At 47.7% G+C, this 13,297-nt stretch carries 9 protein-coding genes; all 9 read right to left on the bottom strand.

Going from position 1 to position 13,297, the window contains the following annotated elements; translation table 11 throughout:
* Positions 1-6: 6 nt before the first annotated feature.
* The 9 genes from VIC_RS04480 to VIC_RS04440 all read right to left on the bottom strand — a co-directional run bounded on the left by VIC_RS04480 (position 7) and on the right by VIC_RS04440 (position 12,965).
* Positions 7-2,415: a GH36-type glycosyl hydrolase domain-containing protein gene (locus VIC_RS04480; protein ID WP_006958101.1), complete on the bottom strand. Its 2,409-nt coding sequence runs from the start codon at positions 2,413-2,415 to the stop codon at positions 7-9.
* Positions 2,416-2,503: 88 nt separating this feature from the next.
* Positions 2,504-4,411, bottom strand: a complete 1,908-nt coding sequence (locus VIC_RS04475) for a beta-N-acetylhexosaminidase (protein ID WP_006958100.1) — start codon at positions 4,409-4,411, stop codon at positions 2,504-2,506.
* A 10-nt stretch (positions 4,412-4,421) separates the two neighbouring features.
* Complete coding sequence (locus tag VIC_RS04470; RefSeq protein ID WP_006958099.1) at positions 4,422-5,297, bottom strand: glucosamine kinase nucleotide-binding domain-containing protein; 876 nt, start codon at positions 5,295-5,297, stop codon at positions 4,422-4,424.
* 1 nt (position 5,298) lies between these two features.
* Complete coding sequence (locus VIC_RS04465) at positions 5,299-7,020, bottom strand: glycoside hydrolase family 9 protein (protein ID WP_006958098.1); 1,722 nt, start codon at positions 7,018-7,020, stop codon at positions 5,299-5,301.
* A 56-nt stretch (positions 7,021-7,076) separates the two neighbouring features.
* A complete protein-coding gene (locus VIC_RS04460) occupies positions 7,077-8,072 on the bottom strand; it encodes an ABC transporter ATP-binding protein (protein WP_019276911.1) in 996 nt (331 codons plus the stop codon).
* 39 nt (positions 8,073-8,111) lie between these two features.
* Positions 8,112-9,095 (bottom strand): ABC transporter ATP-binding protein, encoded by a 984-nt coding sequence (locus tag VIC_RS04455; RefSeq protein ID WP_006958095.1) that lies wholly within the window; start codon positions 9,093-9,095, stop codon positions 8,112-8,114.
* Between the two features lie 2 nt (positions 9,096-9,097).
* Entirely contained in the window at positions 9,098-10,123 is a 1,026-nt protein-coding gene (locus tag VIC_RS04450; RefSeq protein ID WP_006958094.1) for an ABC transporter permease, read from the bottom strand.
* 2 nt (positions 10,124-10,125) lie between these two features.
* On the bottom strand, positions 10,126-11,112 hold the full coding sequence (locus tag VIC_RS04445) for an ABC transporter permease (protein WP_006958093.1): 987 nt from the start codon (positions 11,110-11,112) through the stop codon (positions 10,126-10,128).
* 170 nt (positions 11,113-11,282) lie between these two features.
* Positions 11,283-12,965, bottom strand: a complete 1,683-nt coding sequence (locus tag VIC_RS04440; RefSeq protein WP_006958092.1) for an ABC transporter substrate-binding protein — start codon at positions 12,963-12,965, stop codon at positions 11,283-11,285.
* Between the last annotated feature and the right edge of the window lie 332 nt (positions 12,966-13,297).

The following is a 13,297-nucleotide window of genomic DNA, read 5'->3' as shown; positions in this document are numbered from 1 at the left end:
GGGTAGTTAACCAAGCACAACGACGACGTCGTTTACGCTACCTTTTGGCTGTACGGGTATCGTGGCGCCAGACACTTTTTCTCCATTGACTAGGATCGATTTGACCCCTTTGCTCACTGAATCTGGATTCTCCACTTTGATGTTGTACGTCGCCTCTAGCCACTGACGGGTCACTTCGAAACCCGGCCAGTTGGTTGGGATACAAGGATCAATCGTCAGTCCGTCAAAACCTGTACGTACGCCAAGAATAAAGTTGGTTACTGCGAAGTAAGCCCAACCCGATGTGCCAGTTAGCCATGGGTGATTCGCACGCCCGTGATCTTGGTGGTCACGACCCATAATGAACTGCACGTAAGAGTAAGGTTCTGCAATCCGTTTTTCGATGATGTCGTTTTGGTTGTATGGGTTGAGTGCATCGTAGAATTTCATTGCACGGTCACCACGCCCCAATTTTGCTTCTGCAACCCAAGCCCATGGGTTTGGATGTGAGAAGATAGCGCCGTTTTCTTTCACGCCTTGATAAACTCGAGTTACGAAGCCGATGTCATCGTTAGGTGTGGCGAAAGACGGTGAGTTGAGGTGTAAGCCGTATTCAGAGAATAGGTTCTCATCTACGGCATCCATTGCTTTCTCGCCGCGTTCTTGAGATACCGCGCCAGAGAGTACGGCTAAGGTGTTTGACTCTAGGTGCACACGACCTTCGGCTTGTTGTGCTGTACCGATTTTGTCACCGCTCTTGGTGAGACCTCGGATATACCAACCGCCTTCATCATCCCAAAGGTGTGCTTCACACGCTTCGCGGACATTTGCTGCCATCTCGGAGTATTTCTCAACATCAGCGTCTTTACCTAGGTACTTGGCTAGGTCGATGAACTCTTGTAAAGCCCAGAAATGGAGGAACGACACCATTGAAGATTCGCCACCGCCTAGGTTTAAACAGTCGTTCCAGTCTGCGCGTAAGCCTTTACAGATGCCGGTTTGACCCACGTACTCAGCAGAGAAGTCTAAGGCTGCTTTCATGTGGTCATACACGCTGGCATCGCCACCATCTGCGTAAGGGATCATTTCATCAAAGAAGCTGTGTTCACCGGTTTCCATCACGTATTTACAGATGGTTGGCACTAACCATAGGTGGTCATCAGAACACGTGTCTTCAATGCCGTGGATTTTGTCTTCGTCGGAAGGGGTAGGAACAACCGTTGGTGACTTAGACGGTTTCACGTCTGCTTTCTCCGGATCGAACCAGTCTGGATCGAATAGGTGCAGACCATAACCCGCTTTCACCTGTCCGCGCAGTAGATCAACGATACGCTTGCGTGTCATTGCTGGGTTGGCATGAGGGACTGAAATCGCGTCCTGTGCGGTATCGCGGTAACCAAGGCCCGTACGCCCCCCCACTTCGATAAAGGATGCAAAACGAGACCACACGACACAGGTTTCAGCTTGGTATAGTGTCCATGCATTAATCATGGTATCCAGACCTTCATTTGGCGATTTCACTTGGAACTTGCCACAACGCTCATCCCAGTGGGCTTTGATACCAGCGAAGGCGTTATCGACTTCTGCTAGGTCTTGGTATTTAGCACGTAGGCGCTCACCATTGCCTTTGCCGATACCTAGAATGTAGGCAAAGCGAACTTCTTCACCCGGTTGGATGGAGAATTGCTTGTGCAGAGAGCCACAGTGGTTATAACAAGTCTGAGCCGTGTTGGAGCATTGGCCTTTTTCCACGGCGATTGGGTTAGCTTCGTCGCGGTAAAGACCTAGGAAGCTGTCACGCTGACCATCGTAAGAATCTGGAGAAAACGTCGAAGTAAGGTAGTAGAAACCTTCGAAGTCGTTGGTGTTGTAGTACAGGTCGTATTCAATTACGCCTTCATTGTAAGTCGTACCTGCGGAGTACAGAGACATCTGATGGTTTTGGTTATCAGATTGGATATGGCTGAATGAGAATTCAACAAAAGAGAACGCGCTGATGGTACGTGGTTTGTCAGAGGTGTTCTTGATCACCACATCCCAAATTTCTGCGTCTTCGCCTTTAGGGACGAAGAGTGTTTTCGTCGCGGTAATGCCGCTGTATTCACACTTGAACTTAGAGTATGACAAGCCATGACGGACTTCGTAGTTTGCTTCATCTAGGCTTTTGGCCACTGGTTGCCAAGAGATTGACCAGTAATCCCCTGTTTCATCATCACGCAGATAAACGTAATGTCCTGGGCGATCGAAGGTCGCATTCGGGCGGAATTTAGTAACACGGTTGTATTCTGGCGAGTTGTAGAACGAATAGCCCCCCGCATTGTGCGAGATAACCGTACAGAACTTCTCAGTGCCTAGGTAGTTTGTCCATGGCGCAGGTACGTCAGGGCGAGTGATGACGTATTCACGATTCTCGTTATCGAAATAGCCGTATTTCATGTTTTATTCCTTTTCCTACAGCCACTGAGACAGCGGCCTAATGTATTTGCTAGAGAAAACTGCTAAGGGCTATGGCCGTCAGCAAAAGTTATTTCCAAGGGTTGCGATAATTGATGCCTTGTTTATCGAGTAAAGATAAGTGGCCTTTCAGCCTTGCTTGATAGTCGTGCCAGTCGCGATGTTGTTTCATTGTCCAGCAAGCTTCTGCTATTGCTGTCAGGCGAGGGAACACCATGTAGTCCAGCCTTTGCTGGTGGGAGACAAGTTCGCACCATAGAGCGCACTGAATACCAAGAATACGTTTACGGATTGGGTCTTCTTCTGGAATATCAGCCAGAGGTTCATAGCGATACGCGCTTTCGAGAGGGATGACATTCGCCCAGTCGACGCCAGGTTCTTCCGGGGAATAATCCTGAGCCATATCCAGATAGGTGGATTGGGCCGGTTGTAGGACAACATCGAAACCTTGTTTGGCGCACTTGAGGGCTGCTTCTTCACTCAACCAAGAATAAATCACGGTATCTTTGCTGACTTTATCTCCGTGCTGAGCTTCTTCCCAGCCGACCATGCGCTTGCCCAAAGAGCGTAATTTCTGCTCGGCATATCGCAGCAGGTGCCCCTGAAGTTCTTTGGTATTCTGGTAACCTTCAGATTCCATCAATGCTTGGCAATTCGCGCTCTGAAGCCAAACGCCATCAGGCACTTCATCAGCACCGATATGCACCCAAGGGGCTGGAAATAGACTGGCGACCTCCTCAAGCACTTTATCGAGAAACTCATAAGTCCCCGGTATTGCAGGAGAGAGAACATTGTCGGTGTAATGTTGAATACTACGGTATTCCGATTTGTCGCTCGGGTCGAGAAGCAATTCAGGAAGGGCTTTAATCGCTGCTCGGCAGTGACCCGGAATATCAATTTCAGGAATCACGGTAACGCCTCGCTCTTGAGCATAAGCAATCACTTCTCTTACCTGATGCTGAGAGTAATACCCGCCATATACTGGCGAAAGATGACTAAACTGCGGCTTGAGTGCCGACTCTCTTCCCCGAAATGCCCCCACTTGTGTGAGTTGAGGAAAGGCGTTGATCTCCAGTCTCCAGCCTTCATCGTCGGTTAAATGCCAGTGAAAAGTATTGAACTTGTAGTGGGCGAGCTGGTTAATTAGCCGTTTGATATCGTCGATTGAATGGAAATGGCGAGCACAGTCGAGCATCATGCCTCGGTATTTAAAGCGAGGCTTATCCACTACTTTGACATAAGGCACTGATAATTGGTCATTATCTTGTGTTATGAGTTGCATTAACGTGGCACTGGCATGTACGAAACCTGCTGCTGATGCCGATTCAATCCTGACACCTGTAGCGGATACGATAAGCTGATACTGACTTTCATCCAGCGTTGGATTATTGCGAAACAGGATTTCGCTTTGACCAATGGCCTTGGCCTGATAGCCGAATAGATTGGTCAGCTCTTCCTCCAGCCAAGTCGCGGCTTTTTCGGCTTGCGCAGTTTGTAGAGTAATCTGGCTGGTAGTCGATAAATGAAAGGTTCCACCCTGATAACTGATCTGGTTGGGTGCTGGGATCAGTGAGTGCTCTGCAGCAGGTGTCGGGTCAAGTTGGGTGCGCTCTTGATAGGGGGAGGCGAGAGCAATAGGCGTCAACGTCACAGCTAACTCACTGGCACCATTGTCACTGACAATCAAAGCATCTTTGAGGCCGTCAGTGTAAAAGCGCAATGGCGCTGTATTGATGCTAAATTCGCAGTAATAATGCTGATTTGCGTCGAGTGTGTGGCTATCCGGAGTAACAACGCAAAAGCTGCCTGTTTGTTTGATCGAACCATGACTAAAGCTATCAGGAAGGATGTAGCGGTCAATGATGAACTGCAAATGCCAACTGTTTAGTGCTTGATCCGACAGATTGTGCAGCGTCAGACCAAATCGACAGTATTGCTTATGCTCTGACAGAACGGTGAGGTCAATACGATAACTCATGGTATCCCCTTTAATACAGGTTATGCTCTGGTTTGCCAGCAAACATTAATGCCCCTTCAATGGCATCGAATTGGGGTTCAACAATCCATTGTTGAACGGGAGGCGAAAGCCAGTCATGCATACGCTCTGCTATGCTGCCCATTAGGCAAATTCGGTTGGCGCCTTTTTTATGTAAGGCGAGAATGAACATTTCAATGTCGGCTGCAGTTTGCTGAAGCAACGAGATAGCTAATGCATCGGCTTGGGCCGCATGGCGAAAAATCATTGGCGAAAACTGGCCATAGTCACGGGGTAAGGCGTTTTTCGACCAACTAACAATTTGGTCGACATCGTTGGAGAAGTGGGTCATAACTTCTTGACATAAAGGTGTTTTTTCACCAATACCATCTTCAGCAAGGAGCACTTTTTGAATCAGTGTCAGTCCCATCACGGCGCCACCGCCTTGATCGGAAATAGGAAACTCTCGCCCTCCTACAACATGCTGCTCATTGCCGGACAAATAAATGCCACAAGATCCTGTCCCAGCAATCATGATGGCTCCACTGTCGCCATTGTGTGCGCCTAAGCAAGCCCCATAAGCATCGGTATTGAGTACAATGGAAGCGAAAGGATGAGCTTGAGCCATAAACTCCTGCCAAGCAGATTTTTGTTCTGCACCAGCCAAGGCTAATCCTAAATGCATGTGTTTTAGTTGAGATGAGTCGAGTCCGGCTTCTTGTGCAGCGATTGTGACCGCGTCAACAATCGACTGAAGTGCCACATCGACCCCTAAAAGAATATTGGCGCTGCCACTTTTACCTTCTCCAAGTCGCTTACCGTGTTGATCCCTGATGCGTGCTCGGCAAGATGTACCTCCGCCATCAATTCCGACAAAATACTGAGTCATGTTACTGCTCCTCTACGCGACTGAAATGAGCTTGCTGAGTCATGATGGCAAGCAAGTACCACGCACTATGAGGAGTCCATTGCTCGCCCCAGCGCCAGTTTTGTAGCATGTCGTCCTTTTGTCCGGCTGGGTTAAATGCAATATCCTCTGAATCCTCGAACCCTGCCGTTATGCCGTTACAAATTCCTCCTTTGGCATTAAAAAATCCAAGGTGTGGTAAATAGTCGGGGTTGTTGCGTCCGTGCCCATCTAACATGCACATGTCATACGGGTTGAGGCCGAGAATCCAATTGAGAGCATTTTGGGAAAACTTGTTGAGCTTGTGTTTTTGCTCGGCGTCGCATAGATGTGGCTGAGCGAGGTACGCCATCACGGACAATGACGCTAAACGGGCATTTTCTCCCTGCCACCAATAGCCACTCTCATTATTCTGAGCGATGAAGAAAGCGTCCTGTTTTGCTTGGTTGACGCCTTTTACATACTGCCGCGGATAGCCAAAAGGGTTGGCGACTTTAGTGGAGATAGACAGCTCAAATTGGCACGCATGTGTGATGGTGTCGACTGTTGATTGGCGTCGTTGTGGATCATCTTCAACCTCTAAATACAGGCACAGAGCAATGACAGGTAAGCCGGCTTCCGCTGCATGATAATAAGGGCGTGAGCCGTCCTTATTCGCTGACCAGAAATTCTGGATAAGTTCATCTGATTGTTGTCGCTGCGTTAAACGTGTCGCCCAGTATCGGCTTTCTTCAAGATAGAGATGATTTTGTGTCGTTTTGTACAGTTCAGCGCAGGCCATCAGTGCGCAATACTCATCAATGATGTTTTCTTCGCCATCATTGAGGTAGTGGCAATTGAGTTCTTTCAGGTGGTGGTAACCGGACTCAGCTGCATCAAGGTATTGCTGAGTGGTAAAGTCGCCATGGATATCCAAACGTGCTGCTGCCGCTAATGCTGCGATGGCTATACCACCGCCTTGACGAAAGCCAGCCTGAAAGTCGTCTGATTTGTGACCGTCTTGCGTTGCGTAAGAGCATATCTCACGCTGCTGTGGGTCTTTCGACCACTTATCAAATACTGTGGTATAGAAAAATCCCGACTCGTGCTGCATCCGGACCAGAAAGTCGGTACCGAATAAAGCTTCGTCTTTGAGACGTAACTGCGTAAATGCTGCCAGCTTTGAGCTGGTCTCACATAGCTCAAGACCTTTGAGTATATTCCACACCACCATTGGAATTTGTTGTGGGTTCAAGTAGTTGGCATAAGAGAGGTGACTTAAATATTTGCTGACATCACCCGAGGCATCGTACCATCCGCCACGGACGTCGACAGTTTGACTGCTGTTTAATAGCGGTATGTTTTGATCCTGACGATCGTAGATGCCGCTGCTGCGTTGGGATTTAAAATAGTGCAGTACGTCGGACAGTGTGGAGGTGAAGAGCAGATCTTGATCGATCAAAAAAATAGAGGACTGACAACTATTGTATTTGAGGTAGTAGCGCCCTAGTGTTTTCACGTTGGAAAAATCAATGCGAAAAAAATATCCCTGGTGCCAATTTGCGACTCGAGTGCCAGTCTCGACATCCAGTGACGCAACAGTCTGATGACTATCTGCACACACCAAAAGGGCAGTGGAAGATGGTAGGTTGGGTACATCTGCCATCAGAATAGCCTGCTTTGGTCCCAGGGATTCATAACCAATGTGGTTAGTAAGTAGCAGCATTAAAATCTCCGAGTGAATCTGATGAGCCAGCTTCTTAGGCTGGCTTCAATATGGTTTTAGCTTTGATATAGGTAACAACGCACAAAGTGGTTATCTGACAGTTGAGTGACTTCTGGCAATTGTTCACGGCATTGGTTAGTTGCATGCTGACAACGTCCAGCAAATGGGCAGCCCAAGGAATTAGGTGTCCAAAGAGGGATCTCACCTTTATTGCCTTTTAGCTGCTCATGGATCGATTTGCTTGGATCCGGTACAGCGGAAACCAGTAATTGAGTGTATGGATGTTGAGGGTTGTGAATGATCTCTTCTGTGTCTCCCCACTCAACCATATGACCGACGTACATTACGGCAAGATCTTCAGCGATGTAGCGCGCAGTTGCGATGTCATGAGTGATGTAGAGCAGTGACATCTGCTTTTCAAATTTCATCTCTTCCATCAGGTTGAGAACGCCAGCTCGAATCGAGACATCCAACATGGATGTCGGCTCATCAGCGAGCACGACCTCAGCACCCACGGCAATATTACGCGCTAGGTTAACCCTTTGGCGCTGGCCGCCGGAAAGTTGATGCGGGAATTTTTGCGCGGTTTCCTTAGGAGGAATAAGCCCCACCTGTTCCAGCAAGTCGTAGACACGCTCTTCCAATTCCTTCTTATTTCCCGGTTTGACCTTTTTATGGATCAGTAATGGGCGGGCAATATGATGGAAAATATTATGGGTTGGGTTAAGAGAGCCAAATGGGTCTTGCCAGACCATTTGCACGCCTTCGCGATAGGCCATCAGATCAGAGCGAGAGCCAATAGTCTGGATATCACGCCCTTTGTATTCAATGGTGCCGCTGGTTGGGGCATACATCTTTGCGATCATCTTGGCAGTGGTCGATTTGCCTGAGCCTGATTCACCAACCACTGACAGGCCACGGCTTTTGTACATTTTAAAAGATACGTCGTTTATCGCGCGCATCATGGGTTGCTGCAGCGCATTACTGTTAATCGGGAAGTCTTTAACTAGATTTTTCCCTTCCACCAGTAGTTCACCAAATTCTTTGCTCATCATTGTCTCCAGTAATCGTTATGTTTTTGTCTTCCAGCGCTAGAGTTTGGCTTGGGCTATTGGCTCACCATATAGGTGGCAGTTTGAGAAACGACTTGGCTCTATTTGTTTCAGTTGAGTTGGTATCTTGGTACAGGCTTCGTGGACACGATCGCATCGTGCTTGGAATCGACAACCTTGTGGAATTTCCAGCAGGTTGAGTGGGTTGCCAGGGATACCAGTCAACTTCGTTTTTGGACCAGTGAGTGGAGGGAAAGAGCTTCCCAGCCCTTTGGTGTACGGGTGGTAAGGGCTTTCTAAAATTTGCTTCGATGGCGCGACTTCGATCAGTTCACCTGAGTACATAATGCCGATGCGATCTGAGAATTCGACCATCAGTGAGAGATCGTGAGTAATGAACAAAATAGAGAAACCAAATTCTTCTTTCAGAGCGTAGATCTTCTGAAGAATCTCGCGTTGTACCACAACATCCAAAGCAGTGGTTGGCTCGTCCATAATGATCATTTTAGGGTTCAGTGCGAGGGCAATGGCGATGACCAAGCGCTGGCGCATACCACCGGAAAACTGGTGAGGGTAGTCAGTCAAACGGCTTGGATGAATGTCTACTATCTCCAGTAACCCTTCTGCGCGTTTACGTGCTTGCTCACGCGTTATGTTGGTATGACGCATAATCACGTCGCAAAATTGCTCTTCCATTGGCAACACTGGGTTCAGCGCATTCATCGCACTCTGAAACACCATTGACATCTCACTCCAGCGAAAGGCTTGCATTCTTTCATCGCTGTAATTGAGGATGTTCTCGCCATTGAAGATGACTTCTCCACCGGTAATAAATGCTGGCGGCTTGTGCAGTCGCATTAACGAGAACGCGACCGTTGATTTTCCGCAGCCAGATTCTCCCGCCAAGCCAAAGACTTCACCGGGAGCGATATCAAAGCTGACATTGTTACAGGCGCGAACGTCGCCTGCTGCTGTGATGTAATCAACACATAAGTTACGGATAGAAATGAGTGGTGCTGTCATGATTATTTATCTCCGCTCCAAAGTGCATTTTGTGGTGCCAGTTCTGGCTCACGTTCTTTTTTGTCTTGCTGGGCTAGCTTTTTCCAACGCTTCATCCCTTTGTGCGAGCGCAGCTGCGGGTTAGCAATTTCGTCTACAGCGAAGTTAAGTAATGCCAATCCAGTAACGAGTAGGATAAGGGCCGCACATGGTGCAAACAGTTCCCACCACGCGCCAATTAGCATTGAGGAGGAGGTCTGAACGTTATAGAGCATGATGCCCCAGCTGACGGTGTTAGGGTCACCTAATCCAAGGAAGGAAATCGTTGCTTCCATCATGATGGCGTACATCACTGAACCAATGAAACTTGCGCCCACAATTGGGATTAGGTTAGGTAGGATCTCGACAAAGATGATGCGCCAAGACGATTCTCCGAGTACTTCTGCGGCTTTAACGAACTCTTTCTCACGTAGAGCTAGAGTTTGTGAACGAATTACCCGAGCGCCCCAAGCCCATGCAGTCAGGCCAATGATCAGCGCGATGGTTAATGGCCCAGCTTCACCAATGAAAGCGGCTAGTACGAATAGTAAAGGGTACTGTGGGATGACCAGCATGATATTCATAGCTGCAGTTAAAAAGTCATCGACCCGACCACCGAAGTAACCTGCGGAAATGCCGATCACAGTCGCAAGGAAACACACGGTAATACCAGCACCAAAACCTACGGCAAGTGATACTCGAGCACCGTGGACAAATTGTGACCAGACATCGCGTCCCATACGGGTGGTGCCAAGTGTGTGATCGGCTTTTTTCGACATCAACAGCGTTCGGCGGTCTGTCGCTAGGTTTTCTGCCACCCAACCGTCTGGGTTGGCTTGTGCTGATTTCACGATGAACGCTGGGTACTCGTGTGGGTTACCTGTACGCTTGTCCGGTGCGTGTTTAGTGAGCAGAGGTGCTGCAAGCGCAATAAACAAGAAGATGCCGATGATGATGCTACCAATCAAAGCGATTGGGTTACCTATGATGAGTTTGATGAATCCCTTCATGATTATTTGCCTCCCTTACGTAGGCGAGGGTCAAGCACGACATAAAGCATGTCAGCCAATAAGTTAAAGAACAGCATGAACAGCGTCATGATCAGTAGCTGGCCCTGAAGAACTTGATAGTCACGAGCTTTAATTGCATTGAAAAGTACTGAGCCTAAACCTGGATAGTTGAAGATGATTTCGATGATCAACTGACCACCAATCGCCATACCTAGCGCCATGGATAAGGCGGTTACACTAGGTAGCAAGGCATTTCGTGCTGCGTAATTGAAGACCACACGGTTTTCACTCAAGCCCTTGCCCTTAGCCATTGTGATGTAGTCTTCTGCGAGTAGGTTGATCATGTTGTTACGCATGTTGACAAGGAAACCGCCGATTTGAACTACAGACGCACAGAAAAGAGGTAGGACGGCGTGATAAGCCACATCTTTAATGAATGCCCAGCTCGTCCAATCTGGAGATGTGCCTGCTGTATAAGCGTAGCCAGTCGGGAACCACTTCAAGCCAATCGCGAAAATAAACATCGCAATCATGGCAATGACGACTTGCGGCACGGCTTGGATGATGAGCATGCCCGGTGTGATGAATGCGTCGTATTTGCTACCGCGCTTCCAAGCTGCGTAGATACCCAGAATAGAGCCGATCGAGAAAGATAGGATGACCGCTGTACCCGCAAGGAACAGTGACCAACCAAAGGCACTGCCTAGCAAGTCATTAACAGCGAGTGGGTAAAACTGGATTGAGGTGCCCAGTTCCCAACTGAGTATATTCTTCATGTAGGCGATGTACTGGACAAAGAGTCCACCATCGACAAAGCCCAGTAGTTCTTTCATGGCGGCAATGCGCTCAGGCGTCACCTGGACAGATGCGTTAGCAAACATCATGGTGACCGGATCACCCGGCATTGCACGCGGAATAATAAAATTAAGTGTCGCGGCAACTAAAAGTGCGACAAAGTAAAATGACAAACGTCTTAAAAAATAACCCATAACTTACACCTTACTCACCCAGATTTTCCCTGTTTCTGGTTTCAGGTCGCTCCTAGCGAAAGTCAAAATTGAGAGCGAACAATCCCCTGACGACTGGCGCCACACTTTAATAGGTCAAAGCTTTTGGGGATAAAGCGGCGTACGGAATGTACGCCGCATAGATAGAACGCTTACTTAACTGGTTTTAGGTCCAGAACGTGAAGTAGACGCTCAGGGATACCAGCCCAAATGTTTGGACGGCCCTTCGGATTTTCTTCATTCCACCAACCAGTGAAGCGAGTTGTGTTGTATTGATACATGTAAGCACCAGACATCACAGGTACAGTCACTTGATCTGCGGCAATGATTTGCTGGATGCCGTGAGCAATTTCTAGCTGCTCGTTTTTATCAGCTGTTTTGTAGAAGCTGTTCAGTAGGCCATCTAGCTGGTCATTTTTGTAGAAGTGCATGGCAAAGCGAGGCATGCCATCACCAGATTGCAATGCTGAGTTGTAAGCACTGTTCCAGTAAGTGTATGGATCCGCGCCGTGGAAGTAGTTGGTGTACGAGACATCGTAGCTACCTTCCAGCATTGCTTGGTTATACACAGAGAAATCTGGTGTACGAGCTTTGGCTTTGATGCCGACTTCAGCGAGCTGTTCTACCGCTAGCTGAACAGTATTGTTGAAGTCTGTCCAACCGTTTGGTGATTGAATCAGAAGCTCAAATGATTTACCTGATGGCGTGTCTACAAAGCCATCTTTATTGACATCTTTGAAGCCCGCTTTGTTTAGCAGCTCTTTTGCACCTTCAACATTGTAGGTGTTGTACGCTTTGTATTTGTTGTGAACATCTTCGTCAGACCAAGCTTCAAATGCGTAGCCAAGACCTGAAGCAAAGTCGTTCACTGTACCGCCACCGTAGTAAGCAATATCAATGATGGTTTGACGATCCAGTGCCATAGAGAACGCGCGACGGAAATCAACATTGTTCAACGCTTCATGCTTAGCTGCATCTGGGTTCTTGAAGTTGATGACGAAGGCCTGAGTACCCGCTGGTGGATACCAGTATTGGTGGCTAGGACTTGAAGCTGCATACGTACGGTCGATATCTGGAATGAAAGATGACGTCCAATCCATTTCGCCGTTAACCACTTTACCTAGGAACTGATCGTTGTTCGCGATTTGAGGCACACGAAGACAATCTACTTCTAAGTTGTCTGCATCCCAGTAGTTCGGGTTACGACACTGAATGTACAGTTGCGCTGTAAAGGTATCGATTTCAGTGAACGGGCCGGAACCTACAGGGTTTTCGTTAGTGAAGGTCGCTGGGTTTTTAACATCCTTCCAAATATGCTCAGGAACAACTGGCACCTTAGCAATCTCGTAAGGAACGTTAGAGTTCGCTTCCGTTAGGCGGAATTTGACTTGGTAGTCATTTAGTTTTTCAACACCAGCCACCCAAGAGTTGATACCACTTTGGTCCAGTTCTGGCTTCTCTTTTACTAGGTTAAAAGAGTAAACAACGTCGTTTGCATCAAAGGTTTCGCCATCTGACCATTTCACGCCTTTACGAATATCGAAAGTAACGCTCATTAGGTCATCAGACATTTTGAAGCTTTCAGCCAAACGGAATACAGGAGTATTACCATGCATTTCGTTAAACACAACAAGAGGTTCGTATAAGAAGTCTGTTGTTGTGTGAAGGTTAGTGGCACCTAAATACGGGTTAAAGTTACGTACAAAAGTGGTGAATTCTTTAGGGTGTACTGTTAGTTCACTGCGTTCAGCGGCGGTAGCGACAGAAGTAAATCCTGTTGTCGCTGCAGCAATAATTGCTGTTGCTAGTGTTGTTCTTTTAATGTTGGCAAGCATAGCTGTTCCTTACTATTTGCTTTCATTTCACTTATGGAATTGAATGCCATCAACTGATGGACACTCCCTAAAACCTACCTCAAGTATTATTTCACCATGCCGGAGGAGCAGGAAAATTGAGTGGCCTGTAGGCCTTAGGCAAGTTAAGAAAACACCTTTACGTTAAATTTGGCAATTGCCTATCTCGTCAAAAACGTTAAAAAGTACCTTATTGACGTCAATAACGTTAATTAGCCCCTTTTTTAATCAACAATCGAGCTATTCCTAAATTTGAACTCACTCGCACTACCATAGCTATGACTTATTGTTTGTTAGTGTTTACTTACATTGCT

The sequence above is a fragment of the Vibrio coralliilyticus ATCC BAA-450 genome (assembly GCF_000176135.1).
Classification (GTDB): domain Bacteria; phylum Pseudomonadota; class Gammaproteobacteria; order Enterobacterales; family Vibrionaceae; genus Vibrio; species Vibrio coralliilyticus.
The sequence above is the reverse complement of the archived record's forward strand: the minus strand, read 5'-3'. Positions and strand labels throughout refer to the sequence as shown.